Origin of the sequence: Rosenbergiella australiborealis (genome assembly GCF_018494035.1) — a bacterium.
Lineage (GTDB): Bacteria > Pseudomonadota > Gammaproteobacteria > Enterobacterales > Enterobacteriaceae > Rosenbergiella > Rosenbergiella australiborealis.
In genome coordinates, this window is the sequence record NZ_JABBFO010000005.1 from 98828 (window position 1) to 119216 (window position 20389).

The window sequence follows — 20389 nt, forward strand, 5'->3', positions numbered from 1 at the left end:
TAACTCACTATTGATAGCGATATGAAGCCGGTGGCTTCATCGAGGACTTATTGCATGCCTTGGTTTGTTAATTTACTCATTACATTAGTCGTCGTTCTTGTTATGGAGATTGTCGCTACCTGCTTACATAAGTATGTCATGCATCGTTGGGGGTGGGGATGGCACCGCTCGCATCACGAGACACGGCACGGCCTATTTGAAGTCAATGATTTATATGCGTTGGTCTTTGCCGGTTTAGCCATAGGGCTTATTTTTGCCGGAACACGCGGTATATGGCCGCTGCAATGGATTGGCGCGGGTATGACACTTTATGGCCTGATCTATTTTATTCTGCATGATGGATTAGTTCACCAACGCTGGCCGTTTCGTTTCGTGCCGCGTCACGGCTATTTACGTCGGCTTTATCTCGCCCACCATTTCCACCACGCCGTAAGGGGTAAAGAAGATTGTGTATCGTTTGGTTTTATCTACGCCCCGCCGGTCGCGAAAATTCAAACACAGCTTAAAGCGATAAAAAAACGTCAAAGAGTCGTTGCCAGTAAACAGAAGCGTTAAGGGATGGCGGGGCCTCTGCTAGTTGAGATCGCAAAGCTCCCCGTTTTCGGTTATTGAAAACCTTTGATTTTTTCTGGTGAATGCCTCTATCGTGCGAGACATTACTCGACGGCGTCGTGATCCTTCATCCCGATAATCCTCCATTCTGCCCCGAGCACGAGCGGTAAGCGGCAATAGCCGCCCTAACTATTGCGGGCGCTGCCATAACGACGCGTCACGCCGAGTTATCGGCATGATCCGAGAGAGAAGGACGTCACCGACTGCCGCAACCAGCAATACTAGCTTTTCACCACGCGAGGTTGAAAGCCGTTGCTGCCAAGCCCCGGCCCCTGCCTGTTTAACCCGTTGACCAATTTTACGGTAAACACGCCGTGCCGTTGCCACAGCCCACGCAGAACGGAAAGGTAGAGCACGCAGCCCTTGGTAGGAGGAGTGGTAGTAAGGCTCCGCATGATCAACCAATTTTGCCGCGACTCGACTTAACGCTGATCGATGCTGTGGCTGAGCATAGTTCTCACGGGTTAATCCCTCCTCGGCAAGCCACTGTTCAGGAAGATAGCAGCGGTCCATGTCGGCATCATCAATAATATCTCGCGCAATGTTCGTAAGCTGAAACGCGATCCCCAGATCGCAGGCGCGATCTAACACGTCGTGACTTTTAGCGCCCATGATTTGCGCCATCATAAGGCCGACCACTCCCGCAACGTGATAGCAGTAGCAAAGGGTTTGCTCAATAGTCTGATAGCGTGCCTGTGCCACATCCATCGCATAACCGTCGAGATGCTCAAAAGCAAATTGCTGACTGAGTTGATGTGTGACAATCACCTGCCGCAGTGCGGAAAAAGCAGGCGTCAGCGGCGTTTCGCCTATAAAAGCCGCCGTGGTTTGCTTTCGTAAATCAGCTAAACGCTGCTCAATCATCGTGCTCTGTGGCTGTTTGGCCTGAAAACCCAACACTTGATCATCAATCGTATCGTCACAATGGCGGCACCAAGCATAGAGCATCAGCACGCTACGCCGCGTGGGCGGGTCGAAGAGTGCCGAGGCCGCAGCGAAACTTTTTGAGCCGACTTGTATCGTCTGCTTAACATGATCATCAAGGGAAGGATTATTCATACAGATCCTCGATCATTAAACTTGCCGTCGCCTTCGCTGAACCAATCACACCCGGCACTCCGGCACCGGGATGAGTACCAGCACCGACCAAATAGAGGTTTTTGACGTGACTATCGCGGTTATGCGGACGAAACCACGCACTCTGCGTTAAAATCGGTTCGAGGGAGAATGCCGATCCCTGCCACGCATTCAGTTGATCGCGAAAATCAAATGGCGTGAACATACGCTCTGTCACCAGTTGACTGCGTAACCCTGGCATATAGTGTTCTTCTAAGTAAGCGAAGATCCTATCTCGTAAACGAGGCCCTTCAATATCCCAGTCAAGATCCGCCGTTCCCAAATGCGGAACGGGAGCTAGAACATAGTAGCTGCCACATCCTGCAGGTGCGAGGGAGGGATCGGTGACACAGGGCGCGTGTAAGTAGAGCGAGAAATCTTCCGCCAAACCATTCTGGTTAAAGATTTCGTCAATTAATTCGCGATAACGTGGCCCAAAACAAACGGTATGATGCGCCAACTGATCGTGATGATGATTAAGACCGAAATACAGCACAAACAACGAGTTACTCATGCGTTTTTTCACTAAGCGCTGTGCATAATCCACCGAAGCCGGATTATCCCGCAAAAAGTGGCGGTAGGTATGCACCACGTCTGCGTTAGAGGCCACCGCTTTAACACTGAAATAACGGCCATCGGTTAAGGTTAATCCATTGATATGCTGTGATTCGCAGTGGATGTGATCAACCTGTGCATTCAGTAATAACTCGCCACCTAACTCTTCAAAAAGTTTTACCAGTGCTTGCACTAATGCCCCGGTTCCTCCCCGCGGGAACCAGACCCCCCACTCCCGCTCTAAAGCATGAATCAAGGTGTAGATGGATGAGGTGGCAAATGGATTTCCCCCGACTAATAGCGAGTGAAAAGAGAAGGCTTGTCGTAAATGCTCATCTTCGATATAGCTTGCCACTTTGCTATAAACGCTTCGCCAAGCCTGAAGACGGCCAAGTTGTGGCGCAACTTTCAGCATATCGTTAAAGGATAAAAAAGGGATGCTCCCAAGTTTCAAATATCCCTCTTTAAATACCGCCTGTGAATAGGCGAGGAAGCGCTGATAGCCCTGCACATCTGCCGGATTAAACGCTAAAATTTGTCGATTTAATCCCGCTTGATCGTTGTCATAATCAAATGTTTTGCCATCTTCCCAACATAAGCGGTAGAAAGGTTTGACGGGTAGCAGTTCAACGTAGTCTTCCATTCGCTTACCGGCTAAGCTAAACAATTCCAATAGTGCGGTAGGATCGGTAATTACCGTTGGGCCGGCATCGAAGGTAAAACCTTGATCTTGATAAACATAAGCGCGGCCTCCTGGCTTATCACGTTGTTCTAAAAGCAGTGTTGGTATCCCTGCGGCTTGTAAACGAATGGCTAAGGCTAAGCCACCAAATCCAGCACCGATGACGATTGTTTTTTTCATTTTTAGACTCATTTAATAAGCGGTTTCATTATCGCTCGCAGTGCAGCGATGATCGGTACAGGCGGTTTTCCACTCACGATGCGTAATTTATCCCAAAATGTAAGTTGGCCAGCGTAGAAACGTGCAATCAATGCTTCATTTAGACGGTAAAAACGCTGCATCACACCTCTGCGCGCTGTTGGGGGACCGGCAAGAAAAAGCATACGGTTCAACATACGAAAAAAACGCTGTTTCACCCAAGATTGTCGCGCGAATTGATCGGTGATCGCTTGTAGACAAGGGCTCGCAATACAACTGAGTTCCGCTATCTGATCGGCCAACGCTACCGCATGAGGAAGCGAGTAGCCTGTTGTCGCATGGTATAATCCCGCCCTTAAGCCGCTGCAAGGGTGAGGATGCTCGGAGGAAAAACGTGAAAATTTTCCCGCTAAGGTGATGGGTAAATGACCTTGTTCTTCACGAAGCTGCTGCGCTAATTCCCAGCCTTGTCCGGCGGCGTAGTCGCGAATATTGCGTCGGCCTTGTTCAACATCAAGCTGGGCTTGGTCAATATAGTGTGTGTCTTCAATTAACAATTGGGTAGCGGATAGCGGTAACGTGTAGACAAAACGATACCCTTGCTGTTGGTCAACGGTCGCATCCATCAAAATAGGTTGCCGCAGTCCATGTGGCTTGGCCAATTGCCAAACTTGCCCAACGAAAGCCTGTATGCCTATCGCCATCGATGGGCTGTGCGAAAACCCCCGCCCATCAATCACCGCTTGGGCATATAACAGCCTTCCATCGTCCAGCTTTACCTGATTAGCGGAAAGATGCTTCACCCGACAACCGGTAAGGATCTGTCCCGCAAACTGCGTAGTCAGCTGTTTTGCCAATTGTTCGGAGGTGATCGAAAAATACTCTCCAACCAGATGGCGTTTTAACTCAGGAAAACGCACATCATAACCCGGCCAGCAATAGTCGACCCAAGGTAACACCCACTCCCGTTGTTCAGAGGTCAAATCGCTACCATGAAAAGACCAGGTATGATTACCCAGAACCTGTTCTGATCCTTCGATAATTAACAACCTAAGCTGTGGCTGCTTTTGTTTTAACCGTAAGGCAATCAGTGCGTTTGCGAGTCCGGCTCCCACCAATATTAAATCGTATTCAGCCATGATAACCCCGTGCTAATACTGGCTGCCCTTGACTGAGCGCCGCAATCACTATATTTGCCGCCTGTTGCGTTCCCCCCGCGCGTTGTAATGCGTGCTGTAAGCGAGAGAGATTATGATCGGTCTGCGGCTGACGGGTTAACTGCATAAGCTGTGTTGAACAGGCTTTACGGCTGGCAAAACGCGAAAGACGCTGGCCAACACCGTGGTGAACAACCCGTGCCGCGATACCGGGTTGGTCGAAAGCCAGAGGAATGACTAACATCGGTTTACCCTGCTGGATACTGTCTAATACTGTGTTCATACCGCCGTGGGTGACCGTGATATCGGCGGCGGCAATGGCATCGGATTGGTTAACAAAATCCACAACCTCAATGCCGGGTGTTTTCGCTAATTGTTGTGCTTGCGAGGCATTTAGGCCACCACAATGGGTCAGTAATAATTCGGCACCCACAGCGTGGCACGCTGTGGCCAATTTCTTAAATAAAGCGTAGCGATGGCCCTGTAAAGTGCCCAGTGAAGCATACACCTTGAGCCCATGCCTTTTTCGACTCGGCGAGGTATTCAAGACGGCTGAGGACGAGCGCAATGGCCCGGTCGCATGAAAGTGGGCAGGCAAGTTCCGGCGCGGGAAGTCTAACTCTGGGATCAACTGGCTAATCTGTGCCAAGGGTGAGAAGCAGTGATGAAGCTGCGTGATACCGGTTAAACCAAAACGTTGCGCCTGTTCTGAAATAACATTGTCATGTTTACGCATCATCCAATCATAGACACGCTCACTGCTTGCATAGTATTGACGCGCCTGCTCGTTCTGCTGATAACGAAACGGCATGACTGCAAGGGGAAGCCCCGGTTCACGATTAAGCGGAAGTGCACAGGCAATTGAAACATAAGGAAGACCTAATTTCTGGGCAACTAAGGCGCCTCCTGGTTCCATCTGATCGACAATAAGTCCATCTATCGCTAATTGTCGGCAAGCGGCCGGTAATTCTCGACAAAAGAGTAACGTGCTTTTTGCCATTTCGCCGATCAACCTAAACATTGCAGGACCGAGGGGATTGGCCGCTAACGCTAAGGTTTTCTTTAAACTGCCCAGCGGATGCGTTTTGTAACCAAGGGCATAAAAGCCAATACGCTCTGAACGTAATAAGGGCTTTACATCAATTTGATGAAAAAAGGTAACTCGGTGCCCTGCCTCTATTAATGCTAAAGCGAGCTGTTCAAGCGCATAAATATGACTATAGAAAGGCGGGGCTATAACTGCATAGTGACTCATCGATTAGGCCTAGATGATCATCGCTAATTTTTGCTCAAACCACTGTTGAACAAAATACTGAGTGGACTGGCGGTGTCGGCATGCTTGAGCAAAATAATGATAGGCAACGTCTAAGTGCTCACGTAGCTGCTTTTCACTTTTACGCGTGCCAAAGACATTAACCCATGTCGACTTTCCGGCATCCTGATGAGGATCTTTACCTGTCTCATTCGATCCATCAGAAAGATCATCCAATAGTTGAAACGCTTGGCCGAGATTAAATGAACAGTGTCGCAGGTGTTCACGAACGGTCATCGTCGCTCCCGTGGCAATCGCGGCCATCTGCAATGCCGCGCAGAATAACGTACTGGTTTTATAGTGATTAGTTAATGCGATAGCTTCTTGGCTGCGCGGTTGGTGACCCTCGTTAATATCTTGATATTGCCCTTGTACTAACCCTTGTAGCCCGATGGCTTGGGCAAGCTCACTGACTGCGCTATTTTTCGCTTTTTCGTCAATGCCTTCTGCTTGGCTAATGATTTGAAAGGCTTTGCTGACCAACGCAATAACCGCTAATAACGCCACCGGCTCGCCAAACTGACAGTGAATAGTCGGCTGATTACGACGCAACAGTGCGTTGTCCATACAAGGCATATCATCCAAGATTAGCGATGCGGCATGAATAATTTCAACTGCACAAGCAAAGTCGAGCATACCGGTCGTCGATGAGCCACCGCCGAGATCTTGAGCCATCAATAATAGCAGTAGCGGTCGGATGCGTTTACCGGGAGCCAGAGTCCCTTGACGCATAGCCATGCTCACTTTTTCTCGCTCTGAGGAAAGGGGCAACCAGTAGTCTAAACGCTGCTCGATGGCTTTAAGGGTCAAGGTGATCGATTCCGGCGCGACCCTTTTGCTTTCATCAATACCTACCGACATAGCCTACCCCACATCCAAACATCGCTTGGAAAACTAGATTTTTTATCATTAGATTAAGCGTAGCCGACCTATCGTAAAATGTTAGAAAAAAAGTGAAATTAATTAATCATTTACTTATTGTTCAAGCATACCGAAAAGCTGCTGCCTACACCACGCTAAGCATTCGCCCTGATGGAAGAAAATGACCTTTCCTTGTGGGTCAGTGGCAATAATCGCAGCACTCTGTGCCAGTAACTGCCATCGATGGGCTGCAATACCACTTTTATCGATCACGAAGCTGTTTTCAGGTTGGTGTTTTTTGCTGCTCATAATACTTTGCTCAACAAAAGGGCCACTGCCCCAAATACTGTCATCAAGGTTTACGATAGTTGTCGTATGTACGTGATAAAGAGAGAGCTGTGCCTGCGGCAATAAAGCAATAAGCCCACTCAATTGTTGTTTGGCCGATAATCGCCCGGCCACATGAATGATTAATTGTCTCGTACCGGCTTGCCGCAGGGCGCTGTGCCAAGGCTGTAATGTCGTTACCGCTCCATCACTATGCACCTCTCCACCATTTTCAATCGCTACCTCTGGTAACGGTGAACCGAGCTGTATCGATTGTGCGTATATATTTGATGCAAGAAATAACAGACTGAGTAGTAAGCCCTTACCCTTTTTTATCCGTGCCATGTAAGACTATCTCTCATTCCCGGTTGCCTTAATCATAGCGGGTTATTCCTAAAGGGTTGAAATAAGCGATGAGGCGTTATCTTTGCTTTGTCTTTGTAGCCGTTTTTCTGGCTGTAAAAGAGTCATCGCCCCCATGCTCACTAGCGCAAAGCTGCCCGTGATCAGGAACATTGCGTTATAGCCATAATATTGAGCTAACCAACCACACAGTATTGGAGAGATGATGGCCGAACTGTTTGCGATGGCTAACGTCATACCGCTAAATGCTCCAACGGATGATTTTGGCGTCACATCAATCACCACTGACCAATAAATATTATTTATCAGTGCATTGCAGGCATTACCCAAGGTCATTAGCGCGATAACCGCCGCCGCTGAGCCCGCAAATGGAATAGCGATAAAACATGCCGCTGCCCCCGCTAAACTGACCGCGGCAAAGGCATTACGCGCAACACGTAAACGTTGAAAACGTTTTAATAAAAAATCCGTGATCCGCCCACCACATAGCACCGTGATGGCTGCCCCACTCCAGGGGATCATCGCCACATACCATAAGGCGTGGAGATCGTAATGGAAGGTGTCTTGTAAATACTTGGGCATCCATGTCACTAACGTGAAGGTAATGTATAAAAAGCTAAAATAGCCGATAGCATTACAGACCAGCGTTCGCGAGGTAAAAAAAGTCCACCAGGGTAATGGCTGTTCATCTTCGTCGATATTATGCTGATTGTCAGCAATATAGCGCCTTTCTTGCTGATTAACTTGAGGGTGAACTGCTGGCGTATTATGAAAGTAACGCGCAAAAATAACCATTACCAGTAGCGAGCCGCCGCCCAATACGATAAACATGGTCTGCCAATGTCCAGTCAACAAAAGTAAGCCGACCGCAATGGGTGCGGTAAACATAGCGCCTATTTGGGTACTGAGTAATCCCACAGATAGTGCCGTACCCCGTTCATGATCCGGCGCCCAATAGGCGATAGTTTTGTTCATCAAGGCATAAGCAGGGCCTTCAGTAAATCCAAACAGTATACGAAGTACCGCAAACCCTAATAAGGCGGAGCCGCCGAATAACGACATCCCTAGATCGCCGGCCCAAGCGGTCATCACTTCCAAGCAAGACCACGCAACCCCTGCAATTAACCATACTTTTCGCGTACCGTAACGGTCGGCAAGGAATCCTCCACAGAGTGATCCCAAAAGATAACCTATCCCAAAGTAGCCAAGTAGTGTACCCAGCTGCATACGGTTAAAGTGGTAATGCTCGCCGATCGCTGTCGCGGCAAAAGAGAGTGCACCGCGGTCAATATAATTAACCAGCGCCACCAGTAGCATTAAAGCAAAAATACGGTAACGAACAGTCGACATAGTAAATTCCCCCTGAGGTAGTAAGGAATTATATTAAGCAAAGGGTATGCCAATAAAAAAATCGCTTCATTACTCTCAGAGAAGACGATTGCCCTCTCGTGACCGGAAAATGATAGCTGTTATGTTTTGTAGCACAGCGTTAATGACTTAAATTTTATTAATTAATTCGATTACTACGCACCGGAATCATGCCATAAATCAATATCGTTGAGCCAAAACTACCGTATAGTTTTTGCGCTATCGATCGTTACTCGTTTTCCTTAAGGAATTGAAATGATGACGGATTTACACCTCTTTTTACTTGCGATAACGCCACTCGCACTTTTAATTTTCTTTATCCTCGGCCTGAAATTAGCCGTTCACTATTCAGTGCTGATCACCTTAGTGATGACAGGGTTTATTGCCAGTTATTACTTTGGTTTATCGCTAACAGCCTTAACCGCAGCGTCACTTTATGGGGCAACCAAAGGTTTATGGCCGATTGTGATCGTGATTTTTGCAGCCATTTATGGCTACAACCTTATGCTACAAAACGGCAGTATGGCAGTTATCAAGCAGGCCTTAGCCGCAATTAGCGATGATAAGCGTATTCAAGTGTTGATTATTGCATGGGGCTTCGGTGGTTTTCTCGAAGCGGTCGCGGGTTATGGTACTGCTGTCGCAATTCCGGTAGGTATTCTGATTGCACTCGGTATTGCACCACTTAAGGCTGCTGTTGTGTCGCTAATTGCCAATTCGGTGCCCACAGCCTTCGGGGCCGTGGGTATTCCTGTCATTATGTTGGCAGAACAAACCGGTTTAGAGGTACAGCAATTAAGCACCCATATTATTCTACAACTGGCCGCGTTTAATATTCTGTTGCCGTTTGTGTTGGTCGCAATTATTGGAGGCGGTATTGGCGCTATCCGCGGTGTATTTATGATTACATTGCTGTGTGGTGTGGCTTCATTGGTGCCACAATACTTAGTCGCCCATTATCTTGGCGCGGAGTTACCCGCGTTTGCCGGCAGTCTTGGAGGACTGATTACCACCATATTCCTTGCTCGACGTCAGAAAAAAGGTGCGATAAGCGATGGGGTTGCGTTACCTCAGTTGCTCAAAGCCAGTATTGTTTATCTCTTCACTTTTGTCTTTATCATCCTCTGCTCGCCGCTTTTTCCAGCCATTAAACAGCGCTTAGGATCGGTAATGAGTGTGATCGATTTTCCTTTCAGCGCCACAGACACACTACAACTTCATATTGAATGGCTAACCACTCCAGGGGTATTGATTCTTCTCGCTGCGTTAATCGGTGCTCGCATTCAAGGTAGCCAACCGAAACAGATGGTAGAATTATTTTTTTCCACGTTGTTCCAGCTAAGAAAATCTATTGTCGCTATTTTAGCGATAGTCGCGATGGCGACAGTGATGGATAAAAGCGGGATGATTACCATTATTGCCACGACGTTAGTGTCAGTGACCGGTATTGGTTATGTCTTTATCTCGCCGGTAATTGGCGCACTCGGGACCTTTGTGACCGGCAGCGATACCAATGCCAATGTGCTATTCGGTAAACTTCAAGCAACCGCTGCGCATCAACTAGGAATAGATCCCTATGCGCTGTCTGCTGCCAATACAGCTGGCGCCACCGGGGGTAAAATGATCTCTCCACAAAGCATTGCTATCGCGGTATCCGCCAGTAAACTTGACCACCTGAGTGGCGATATTATGTCCACAACGCTGAAGTACTGCTTGTTATATATTACAATGCTGGGGTTAGGGATTGGACTGTTTTATACGTTGTAATCTGAGTAACAACGGACTACGCCATGCTGATTAGCATGCTGTGATCAAAAAAGAGAGTAGTCGATAATCTTACGACTATTCTCTGCAATAGAAATAGAATATGACATCGCTGACTTAACAATACCTGTTTTCGCCTTGGACAAAACAGGCGACTGTTATGTCGCAGGTGCAGTCACAAAGACCTTAGTTCTATTATGAGTTTTTACTGATGACCTCCCCTATTACACCGCGGTTCAATGCCTGTGCCAAAAGCTCCAGTAAACGTTGATTATTAACCGATGTCAGTATCGATACTGATGTGCCGGCATTTTCTACAATACCCACCGAAACACGTAAAGGAGGTCGATAGCGCCAGCTCATACCGCGGGTAATGCCTGGACGCAATTCAATACCTACCCGGAAATCGTCAACGGTAGCGACGTTTGGATCGAGTAACCAAGCCACGACTAACGCATCATGGATCCAACATCCCGTCAGTCCGCGCGATAACATCGAGTACGTTATCCAAGGAGTCATCGTTTCACGGATAAAAAGAGCCAAAGATGTACCACTTGCCGTCATTTTATTCAGGTCTGTGGGCGTTAATAAGGTATTCACTGTGACATCCATCGGTACTAATGTCACCTTTGCCTTGCTGTGGAGGACTACAGCCGCCGCCTCGGGATCAAAACCAAAGTTTGTATCTTTTATATAATCATCAAGACAAAATGCCCCCCCCATGACGACTATCTCGGCCACTGCGTCAGCCATTTGCGGATAACGCAGTAACGCCTCAGCAATATTGGTAAGAGGTCCAAGACAGAGAAGCGTAATACTGCCGGGATTAGCACAAACCCGCTCAGCAATTTTTTGTGCGGCATTTCCTTCACAGCTAGCCATTAACGTCGGTGTCTGGGTATCCTTCCATAAGTATTCAAGTGATAACTCATGGACACGATGATCAAGCTGTTCTCGCCACGCCGCCATCGGTTCATATAAAGCCGCTTTAGCGCCCTGAAAAACAGGGATATCGAGACGACATCGAGCTAATAAATCATTAACAACTTGCGCACCCGTTTCGCACGGGGTGTTGCCACTGACCGTAGTGATCATCTCAATTGAGAGCGATGGAGAGCCAAGCGCGAGCGCGAGGGCTAGCCCGTCATCAGTATTCGCCCCTGGAATGCCATTGCCAGGATCGCAATCGATAATAATACGTTTCGTTAACATGTTATGACTGACCATTCCCTTCATTTACTGGATAACGATTAACAGATAAACCATCCCTACGTGTTCAGCCTATGCCTGCTGTAGCATCTCCTTGATTTTTTAACCGCTATCGACAGTGTTTACAAAGAGCGGCAGTCACTGGAGAAACATTAGATTGCATCATCGACCGAATTGAGATCTCTACCACGTGTTTCTGGAGCAAGAAAGGTGGTTAAAAAGCCAATCGAAGCCATCACGGTAAAATACAGTGCGATAGCCCACCAATTACCGTAATAAGAGAGTAATGCTGCCGCGATTAACGGTGCTGTTCCGCCAGAAAGAATAGCCCCTAGCTCTTTGGCAACGGCCATATTTGTGTAGCGATGCCGGACGCCGAATAATTCGACTCCCCAAGCAGCCTGTACACCGAAAATACCGAGCGAGGCCAACCCCATACCGGTAACGATCGTGGCAATCACTATCCAAGGCTCATGGCTATCTAAAAGTGTAAAGGCTGGCCATGCATAAACCATTAATAACAGGCAAAATAGGCGATAGACCTTACGTCGACCATAGCGGTCGGATAACCAGCCCGCGAGGGGGATAATGAGAAAACCTAATATTGATGCGATTAATACGGCTGTTGTCGGTACCGACTTATCCATCATTAAGACTTTTGCGACATAGCCGACCATAAAACCCTGGGCCAGATAAGAGGGACCATTTTCGCCAATTCTTAACCCGACCATGATCCAAAATGCTTTCCCCGGACGCCCCAAAGAGCCCTCACTCGTTTCTCCACGGGTAGTGGCTACACGCAATTGTTTCATCCTTTGTTCAAACACCGGTGTCTCACGTATCGAACGACGTATCCAAAGTGCAGCGAAGGCTATTAATACACTAGAGAGAAAAGGTAGCCGCCAGCCCCAACTCAGTAAATTTTGATGATCCAATTGCACCACAAGTAACCACACCAACGAGGCCAGTAAGGTGCCACTATTAGAACCCAATGCAATGACTGAAGAGACTAACCCTCGATGTTTTGGTGAAGCATATTCTCCCAACATCACGGTACCGCCGGATAACTCAGCTCCAGCGCCAAAACCTTGAGTAAAACGCAGTACAACCAAACAAATTGGGGCCCAAATACCGATAGTATGGTAGTCAGGGATCATTCCAATTAATGTCGTTGATAACCCCATTATAATAATGGTTATTACCATCACATACTTACGACCCCGCCGATCGCCAAGCCAACCAAAAAAGAGTGCCCCAATCGGCCGAGCGATAAAGCCGACAGACCACACCGCAAAACTGGATAATAATGCGAGCGCTGGAGTAACTTCTGGAAAAAAAACATCACCAAAAATGATCCCAGCCGCCAATCCATATAACGCAAAATCAGCGTATTCCATTGCTGTACCCAGCCAACATGAGAAGGTGGCTCGCCAAAAATTTCTTTTATGATCAGTACGGTCAAGGGCAGACGATGAATGGGGGTAACCCTGTTTATGTTTAATCATTATAAAATCGCTTTCTATAAAGAGTTTTAGGTACCGCTATTCCAGCCAGAGATTCGACAGCAGAATTATCGCCTCAGTATGCCTATTTATCAGCCATTGTATTTTTTATATTGGTGTATAAAATGTCGACCAAATGCGACAATAAAATGGTATAAATACTGATAGCAGAAACCTAACCACTTACCTCGTGCAATAGCAGTATTTTATTAGTGGTTAACTCAGCCTATATATTCGTGTAAAAATAAGTTTATTTTTAGCTAGACTATTAATACCTCTTACTTCCCCTAGATTAATTAATCAACCTAATGACGGATTAAATACGACTCACTGATCATATAAAACCAGCATCCACCACCTAGAATAAAGCAGGTATATTTCATGAATATGACAAGGCTATAATTATTAATTAAATATATGATTAATAATATTCAATTAATTTTTATTTTTTAAAAAAATATAAAGAGTTAAAATGAAAAATAATTAAATATAGGGTGGTTTATTTTTTAATATAGCAAAGTATTTTTCATGATCTGACTAGTAGTTACTACACCTATTACCGATACACTTTTGCCAGCCCATGTTTACCGCCGAGAAATTTGCACCATGATCGGTATAGCTTAGTCTAGTTGGTGGTTTGGGATGTTTAGCGATTGATTAGATCACACAATCCGGGCTGAATCCCTTTTAATTGATTGACTATTCGCGCAGCTATTTAAGCGAGGTGATGGGATGGCGTTAACGCATCAGATGCATCCAGCGACTAACGCAATGGTTGAATTCCCAGCCTACACGAGGTTCAGTTATTAACTAAGCGAACTAAAGTGCCAGATGCCCCGTTCGATCTTGAGTGAGTGTAAATGTTTTTTCAAAACGGTGGCGCACTTTCCCCTCCGCAGTTGAGCTTACGACTAACAGAGAGTAAGTCCCCGCCCGCCAATTGATCGGTGCATCATCAAAACATTTTTTCTGTGGGATGACTGAGAGGGGGGGCTGCAATGACGATTGCCAAAGCACTCGCCATCCCTCTTCTTCTCGCAGACTGATCGATGCTCCTGCGTAATATAACGCCCCATGATGGTTCATCACTTCTGGGGGTAGACTAAAGCAGAGGCTATTATTTTCGACAACAACCTTTAGCGGGAGTAAATATTGCCTTGGGAGGTGACAACTCACCAATAATAACGTTAAAGCGAGCAGTAGAAGAGATCTCCTCATGGTAAGTTTATCCTTGAGGAGGGATGGCTAATAAACCCGCGCATCACCCACTGGTAACGTTTTATTAATCTCGTATCCCTCTCCTCTCCTTCAAGATTAGAGACAAAATCAAAGCCTGAAAATCCAAACCTGACCAACCAGAAATAGTCAGCGATCATACTGGCTTGTGCCTCCATACCATAATCTGAGAGGAGTTTATGATCAGCAAGCCGATATCGATAAGAAGCCGCCCAACTCAGCGCCCCACGAAATTTTACATTAAGTCCTAATTGATGCTGCCAGACATGAGCCATTTCATAAATAAACCAATGTTGGTAGGCGGGTGCCGCACGTAAAAAATCATCCTGATAGTGCCGAGGCATAAAGTAACTATTGCCATTAGGCGTCACCGCTGTATTTTCGTTTTGTAGAGAGAAGGGAAAATAACTACCTCTGTCTACAGAAACCCTCGTGTAATCGATGGCATTTCCAAAGACAGAAGTAGCAAGGATTATTTCACCTGAAGTCAATTTTCGGTTATTACTTGTTGATTCACTGATAATAGCCTCCTTGCTAATCCGAGTGTTTTTACTTAACTGGCTAAATTATAAACTATATCTATCTTTACTTATCGCCATCAACGAATAATAGTAGTAATAACTATTCGTTTATTTGATATGAGAGCTGAGCATTCACATGCTGATCATTTAAAGAATAGGTGATCGCATTGCTTAGAGAATAGATTTTCCCACTGTAGAAAACTTTTATTTTATGACTATCCACCGCTTCGATCTTACTCAGTGAACCACCACCGACTAGGAAGGGAACTTCTTGCCGTAACTGACTCATAACCTCTTTAGCCGTGCCTATTATTTCCGCCGTCAAATAGTATCGATTAATAAAGGGTACTGTAGCATCACCTTCTCGGTTTTCGGTGATATATAGCCACAAGTGATTGTTGATTTGATAACGGTGTTGTAATTCATCACCAGAATCGGCATGGCGAGCATAACTAATGAAAAATACACTAATAACCGCTATTACTAATAAAAACACATAAAAACTATACGTCCTTGTAATCGTTTTTTTGACGTGCATCAATAATTCCTTCTTTGATATAACGTTGGTTATTATAATCATTGCCATAGGGCGGGTTTAACTTTCTCCCCAACTACCCTGTTTCGGGTATCCAAGCAGTAGTCCGTTCTTTATTAACATTAAACTTATCAATGTTAGAGTATCTAATCCGAATTTTAGCAAGATGCTCGCTCTTTAGATAGGATACAGACGATAGGCCCAACAGATATTAAATAGGAAAAAAAGACAATTATACTCTCGGGTATGAAACTATCTACTTAATATAACCAACGTCCAGCTTCTGCCGAGGCAATTAGCATATCTATAGTCAAATCTTGTGGAATATGATGGTCGATTTTAAGGTAATCAGGAAGAATTATATTCGGCAAAAAACGAATGCCCGTTTTAGGAAAGTATTTACGGAAGTTGAATCCGACAGGATCGATACCAAGCGTATTGAAATACTCTTCAAAAAAATCCGCGGCATCCTCGGGCAAAACAGGTGTATTACCGGTGCTCAAAGATTTCCCTTCCGCCATATCCCAAAAATGTTTTTTAACCAACTCTTTTACTAACAGGGCCTGACTGCTCATTATTAAACGCCTATACCTGTAATGAGTTTATATCGATATAGGATATTTTTTGTAATTACGCTGATATCCCCTGCTGTTAATACTGCCCCTAACCACGGTACCCACTGCCCCTCGAAGAGTTGTTGCCATGTAATCGTGCGCTGTCTTGTTTTAAACCGGTGCCGAATTAATGAACGACTGGCCAACAAATCGATAATAAAGAAAAATTTTCCAATAAGTTGTTCGACGGTATCCATAATCACACCTCCCTGTGTTAATTGTCTATTTCCATGTTATCTATACTAATTTGATTTATCTATGACAGTTACTGACTAATCGAATAAATAAGATAATCGCCCGAATCTCTTAGCATAAGTCTATGTCAACGATCTAGTTCCGCCGATTGCGGCAAACAGCCGTTCCCTAGGCCTATCTGGATGATAAACTTTACTCACTGAGTACGATCACACTGACCGTTATCGCGCTAGCTACTCACCATCTTTTTTATACATCCGGTAGCATAGCGCAAAATTTCTACAGCCAATAAAAAATACAAAACAAAAAAGCCACTCAGTTGAGTGGCTTAATGTTCTGATTTAAAAGAAAAAACCTGGTAGCCCCTCCCAGACTTGAACTGGGGACCAAACGATTATGAGTCGATAAAAGCCCTTGTCTCACTATGATGCATGAGCTTGCGGAACTCGTCATAACCAATTTAAAATCATACGTCTTATTACATCTGGGATAAAACAAGTGAAAGAGGCTCAGGGCGTTTAGGTGTGAAAGTTGAAACCTCTGGTCAGAAAATTTTTTATTTCCGGTTCTATTGGGAAGGGAAACGTAGCTTTATCTTATTAGGTCGCTTCCCAGAGATGTCTTTAGCAAAAGCGAGACAGTTAATCCATGACTATGCTGGAAATCTTAAAGAGAGTATTAACCCTAAAACTGCACGTGAAGAACAAGCCATTCAAGCCGAAATTGCACAACGTCAAAAAGAACTACAAGGCAGCATTGAGCAACTCATCAACGGTTATACCACTAAAATGCGAGAAGACGGCAAAAGAACGTGGAAAGCCGTGTTGTATGCATTAGAAAAAGAAGTCTATGCGATCATTCCCCGCTCAACTAAGGCGAATGAAATCACGTCCATACATATCAAGCGTATTCTCGCAGGAATGATTCAGCGTGATGCAGTTGTGGTTTCTAATCGATTACGCTCTTATTTAATGGCAGCCTTTAATTATGGTCTAAAGGCCGATAATGACCCCGCTAACCACCAGCAAGACGTGTTATTTGGTCTGCAAATGAATCCTGTAAGCGTCATTCCTAAACAGTCAGCAGCCGAGAAACCAGGCACTCATTGGTTAAAACTAGACCAGCTATTATCGTTATTAGGTGACTTTCCGAAAGCCCCAAAAGTCGGTAGAAGTGTTAGCCAACTTCTCAATCTATGTGTGTACACCGGGGGACAGCGCCCTTACGAACTCGTTTCAAGTCGCTGGGAGGCGATTAATTGGGAAGAAAAAACATTATTAATTGTCCCTGAGGTATCGAAAAATAAACGTAACCACCTTATCCCCCTCACCGATTCAGCGATTGATATGCTTAAACAATTACAGAGGGAAAATGATCAGCAAAGTGCTTTTATTTTTCCCCAAAGAGTAAAACCGGAACAACATCTTCGTACCGATAGTTTTGCTCAAGCAATTATTTATTATCGAAAACACTTTCCCGATAGCCCCTCCTTTATTGGCAGAGATATCCGTAGAACGTGCAAGACGCTAATGGGGGAATTGGGCATCAGTAAAGAGTTACGTGACCGTATACAGAATCATGCTTTACAAGATGTGAGTTCAAGGCACTATGATCGATATGACTACTTAGCAGAAAAACGCGATGCGCTGGAGCAATGGGATCGAAGGTTGAACGGCACTGAATATACCACCAGCAATGTGGTCAGTTTGTTTCGGCGGGCATAATTATAGTAAATGAACTCAAGCCGCAGGCTACATTTTTTCAGATGTGTAAGCAGGCCTTAAAATTCTGTCGTGTCCGACGCTATGCCGGGAGTAAGTATTGGATGATTTAACAATTAATGATGTGGGTAAAAAACAGGCGAAGCGTGACCGTATTCATACTGATTAATAGTTAATCGATATTTGGCAATTGACGGAGAGTGACCGTTTTCTGCAGACTTCCTCGACACCAGTGCCGGTTTCAGCCTGTTTGAGTGCAAAAGCGATTTGCTCCTCGGTATAACGTGTCTTTTTCATAACGAATGACCTCTTTAGGGACGGAAAAGAAAGCCGAAAACTCTACTTTACACCGGTACTGAGCAAAGGGGGAAGGTCAGAGAAGGTCACGCATGACCTGATTCTACTTATGACCTCCGTTAAAAATGGGGGGATTACCCTGTCAGTGTGGGAAACCAAACCATCGAATAATAAGGAAGGTTTAATTCATCGCAGACGTCATCGGGTATTCGCCAAGCTGCATGCTGAAAATGCCCTTTCTGATAGCCAAAACAATTTAGTGCATCTTTATGTGTTCTAAATTTAGCATGAGGGGAAACGGCTATAAAACCTGCTTCGAGGTAAGGTTGAGCTGTCCACATTTCACCCTTTGTATTGTCAACTTTACTCATCGTCGTGGCCTTAAGTTTGGAAGATATCACCCACTAGCACTGAGCCGTTAACTTAGCTGGTCAATATAGAGAATGATAGTGGTTAAAAATCAAACTTATTTTTAGCTAAAAAATAGAGGAACTAAAAACGTTTATTGTTTTTTTCGACCCTCTAGCAAAATCCTTACTGCGCCTATTACTGCACCTGTTATCGCACAAAACAAAAAGGACCTAGCTTATTTCTAAGCTAAGTCCTTGATATATCTGGTGGCCCCTCCCAGACTTGAACTGGGGACCAAACGATTATGAGTCGTCTGCTCTAACCGACTGAGCTAAGGGGCCTTAATGTGGCAAGGAGTATAAAGCATCCGATCGCGGTAATCCAGTACTGCTGAATTAGTTGCTGTTTTTTAAGGCAGATTAGTGTTTATCGCTAAGAATAGTACGTTATTTTGCGCGAGATTATTGTTTCAATCTTGAGGCTGTACTTGATAAACCCACGCCTCAATAGTATTCCCCTCAGCCGTCAAGGCTGTAACCGTGACACGGTCATACCCTTCTTCAAAAGCGTCAAGTTCAGGCCAGTGGTCGGCAAGCTGTTCACTAAAAAAGAGATAACCGGTTACCTCACTGCCCTGCGGGTCTAAAATAAGCCCCGGAAAGTCCGCAGCCAGTCCCCAAGCCTTCTCATAATAAGTGCCACGCACCGTTGCCGCGAGCCATTTGCCGCCTATTCCTGTTAATAGATGTTCGTTCTCACGCCCGGGCTGTAATGTCCCATACACAAATAATGGCTTCATTTTTATCTCCCTTACTCAAAACGAGTCAGTATCATGCAATGATTGGCATCTTGAGTGCAATAATTCCCTTGGGGGAGAGAGAGAAACCCTCTACATTGATCAATCAGAGTCAGAGTTAACATCTGGGAGAGCAAAATGAAACTTGCAGTAGGTCAATTTCAAGTGAGTCGTGACTGGCAAGATAATGCCTCGACAATTATTACGCTGATGCAACAAGCTAATGCTCAGGCAGCACGATTGTTAGTGCTACCAGAAGCGGTGTTAGCTCGCGATAATCAGGATAGTCATTGGGTTATTAACGCCGCGCAACCTATCGATGGTCCTTTCCTTGGTCAACTTCTTATCGCCAGTCAAACCTTGGCGGTGACGACTATTTTCACCATGCATGTTCCTGCTGAAGGGGGTAAAGCGCGCAATGTCCTTATCGCACTGCGCCAGGGTGAAATCCTGCTAACCTACGATAAAATTCATCTTTATGATGCCTTTACGGTACGTGAATCGGATAACGTGGTTGCCGGAGAAACCTTGCCTCCACTGCTGCATATTGACGATTTTACCGTCGGTGTGATGACCTGTTATGACTTACGCTTTCCCGAGATGGCGCGTGCACTTGCTCGACAAGGCGCAGAACTTTTGGTCTTGCCCGCGGCATGGTTAAAAGGGCCAAATAAAGAGCTGCATTGGGAATTGCTGACGCGAGCCCGTGCGTTAGAAAACACCTGCTATATGGTGGCCAGTGGAGAGTGTGGTCCTAAGAATATTGGCCATAGCTTGGTTGTTGATCCATTAGGATTAGTGATTGCTCAAGCGGGAGAGCGCCCACAGCTCGTATTTACCGAGATTGATAAAGCCCATTTGTCAGCAGTACGGGAACAACTCCCGGTATTACAGCATTGTCGTTTGCTCTAACTCTGCGCCATTGAGGCTGAGTCTTTTGCATAAAACATAACAAAACATTATTTATTCTACTGCGTTATCGGTTTACAACGCCGGGTAGAGTTTTTATAGTCAAAATGGCAAAAAATACGAAACATCATATACTTTTTTAATCAATAGCTTGGCTCAATATAGGCGCAGCCTCGCTGAACAGTCCA

At 45.6% G+C, this 20389-nt stretch carries 20 protein-coding genes, 1 tRNA gene and 2 pseudogenes; 5 read left to right on the forward strand and 18 right to left on the reverse strand.

What is annotated here, in order from left to right; genetic code table 11:
- Positions 1–54 precede the first annotated feature (54 nt).
- A complete protein-coding gene (locus HGT73_RS07140; protein ID WP_214213106.1) occupies positions 55–555 on the forward strand; it encodes a sterol desaturase family protein in 501 nt (166 codons plus the stop codon).
- A gap of 186 nt (positions 556–741) precedes the next feature.
- Here HGT73_RS07140 and HGT73_RS07145 read toward each other — a convergent pair whose 3' ends face one another.
- The 7 genes from HGT73_RS07145 to HGT73_RS07175 form a co-directional block, all read right to left on the reverse strand.
- Positions 742–1671 carry a phytoene/squalene synthase family protein gene (locus HGT73_RS07145; protein ID WP_214213108.1) on the reverse strand — a complete coding sequence of 310 codons (930 nt, stop codon included), beginning with the start codon at positions 1669–1671 and terminating at the stop codon, positions 742–744.
- Complete coding sequence (locus HGT73_RS07150; RefSeq protein ID WP_214213111.1) at positions 1664–3145, reverse strand: phytoene desaturase; 1482 nt, start codon at positions 3143–3145, stop codon at positions 1664–1666. Before HGT73_RS07150 ends, HGT73_RS07145 begins: the two co-directional genes overlap by 8 nt.
- An 8-nt stretch (positions 3146–3153) precedes the next feature.
- A complete protein-coding gene (gene crtY / locus HGT73_RS07155; RefSeq protein WP_214213113.1) occupies positions 3154–4302 on the reverse strand; it encodes a lycopene beta-cyclase CrtY in 1149 nt (382 codons plus the stop codon).
- Positions 4295–5575 (reverse strand): glycosyltransferase, encoded by a 1281-nt coding sequence (locus tag HGT73_RS07160; protein ID WP_214213115.1) that lies wholly within the window; start codon positions 5573–5575, stop codon positions 4295–4297. The genes crtY and HGT73_RS07160 overlap by 8 nt, the downstream gene beginning before the upstream one ends.
- 9 nt (positions 5576–5584) lie before the next feature.
- Positions 5585–6493 carry a polyprenyl synthetase family protein gene (locus tag HGT73_RS07165; protein WP_214213117.1) on the reverse strand — a complete coding sequence of 303 codons (909 nt, stop codon included), beginning with the start codon at positions 6491–6493 and terminating at the stop codon, positions 5585–5587.
- A 114-nt stretch (positions 6494–6607) separates the two neighbouring features.
- The gene (locus HGT73_RS07170) at positions 6608–7165 is read right to left on the reverse strand and encodes a YtfJ family protein (protein WP_214213119.1); all 558 of its coding nucleotides are present in this window, start codon (positions 7163–7165) and stop codon (positions 6608–6610) included.
- A 48-nt stretch (positions 7166–7213) separates the two neighbouring features.
- Positions 7214–8533: an MFS transporter gene (locus tag HGT73_RS07175; RefSeq protein WP_214213121.1), complete on the reverse strand. Its 1320-nt coding sequence runs from the start codon at positions 8531–8533 to the stop codon at positions 7214–7216.
- Positions 8534–8809: 276 nt separating this feature from the next.
- Between HGT73_RS07175 and HGT73_RS07180 the strand changes: the two genes are divergently transcribed.
- Positions 8810–10318, forward strand: coding sequence for an L-lactate permease (locus HGT73_RS07180; protein ID WP_214213273.1), 1509 nt, complete (start codon positions 8810–8812; stop codon positions 10316–10318).
- 192 nt (positions 10319–10510) lie between these two features.
- On the opposite strand, the gene HGT73_RS07185 is transcribed toward HGT73_RS07180, so the two are convergent.
- The 7 genes from HGT73_RS07185 to HGT73_RS07215 form a co-directional block, all read right to left on the reverse strand.
- On the reverse strand, positions 10511–11527 hold the full coding sequence (locus HGT73_RS07185) for a nucleoside hydrolase (protein WP_214213123.1): 1017 nt from the start codon (positions 11525–11527) through the stop codon (positions 10511–10513).
- Positions 11528–11676: 149 nt separating this feature from the next.
- A complete protein-coding gene (locus tag HGT73_RS07190) occupies positions 11677–13029 on the reverse strand; it encodes an MFS transporter (protein WP_214213125.1) in 1353 nt (450 codons plus the stop codon).
- 816 nt (positions 13030–13845) lie between these two features.
- Positions 13846–14244, reverse strand: coding sequence for a putative T6SS immunity periplasmic lipoprotein (locus HGT73_RS07195; protein WP_214213127.1), 399 nt, complete (start codon positions 14242–14244; stop codon positions 13846–13848).
- Complete coding sequence (locus HGT73_RS07200) at positions 14241–14753, reverse strand: hypothetical protein (RefSeq protein ID WP_244968488.1); 513 nt, start codon at positions 14751–14753, stop codon at positions 14241–14243. Before HGT73_RS07200 ends, HGT73_RS07195 begins: the two co-directional genes overlap by 4 nt.
- 130 nt (positions 14754–14883) lie before the next feature.
- On the reverse strand, positions 14884–15321 hold the full coding sequence (locus HGT73_RS07205; protein ID WP_214213129.1) for a hypothetical protein: 438 nt from the start codon (positions 15319–15321) through the stop codon (positions 14884–14886).
- Positions 15322–15578: 257 nt separating this feature from the next.
- Positions 15579–15893 carry a DUF1493 family protein gene (locus HGT73_RS07210; RefSeq protein ID WP_214213131.1) on the reverse strand — a complete coding sequence of 105 codons (315 nt, stop codon included), beginning with the start codon at positions 15891–15893 and terminating at the stop codon, positions 15579–15581.
- A gap of 2 nt (positions 15894–15895) precedes the next feature.
- Positions 15896–16129, reverse strand: a complete 234-nt coding sequence (locus HGT73_RS07215; RefSeq protein WP_214213133.1) for a hypothetical protein — start codon at positions 16127–16129, stop codon at positions 15896–15898.
- A 480-nt stretch (positions 16130–16609) separates the two neighbouring features.
- Between HGT73_RS07215 and HGT73_RS07220 the strand changes: the two genes are divergently transcribed.
- Both HGT73_RS07220 and HGT73_RS14790 read left to right on the forward strand, forming a co-directional pair.
- Positions 16610–17851, forward strand: coding sequence for a tyrosine-type recombinase/integrase (locus tag HGT73_RS07220; protein WP_214213277.1), 1242 nt, complete (start codon positions 16610–16612; stop codon positions 17849–17851).
- A gap of 19 nt (positions 17852–17870) precedes the next feature.
- Positions 17871–18014, forward strand: a pseudogene (locus tag HGT73_RS14790) (integrase); the annotation flags it as partial.
- Positions 18015–18043: 29 nt separating this feature from the next.
- On the opposite strand, the pseudogene HGT73_RS07225 reads toward HGT73_RS14790, so the two are convergent.
- From HGT73_RS07225 to HGT73_RS07240, 4 genes and pseudogenes are all read right to left on the reverse strand, one after another.
- Positions 18044–18145, reverse strand: a pseudogene (locus tag HGT73_RS07225) (transposase); the annotation flags it as partial.
- A 134-nt stretch (positions 18146–18279) separates the two neighbouring features.
- Positions 18280–18516, reverse strand: a complete 237-nt coding sequence (locus HGT73_RS07230) for a hypothetical protein (protein ID WP_214213135.1) — start codon at positions 18514–18516, stop codon at positions 18280–18282.
- 244 nt (positions 18517–18760) lie between these two features.
- Positions 18761–18837, reverse strand: a tRNA-Ile gene (locus HGT73_RS07235).
- A 128-nt stretch (positions 18838–18965) separates the two neighbouring features.
- Positions 18966–19295 carry a gamma-glutamylcyclotransferase family protein gene (locus HGT73_RS07240; RefSeq protein WP_214213137.1) on the reverse strand — a complete coding sequence of 110 codons (330 nt, stop codon included), beginning with the start codon at positions 19293–19295 and terminating at the stop codon, positions 18966–18968.
- A 135-nt stretch (positions 19296–19430) separates the two neighbouring features.
- Here HGT73_RS07240 and HGT73_RS07245 point away from each other — a divergent pair, with 135 nt between their 5' ends.
- The gene (locus HGT73_RS07245; protein ID WP_214213139.1) at positions 19431–20204 is read left to right on the forward strand and encodes a deaminated glutathione amidase; all 774 of its coding nucleotides are present in this window, start codon (positions 19431–19433) and stop codon (positions 20202–20204) included.
- Positions 20205–20389: the final 185 nt, after the last annotated feature.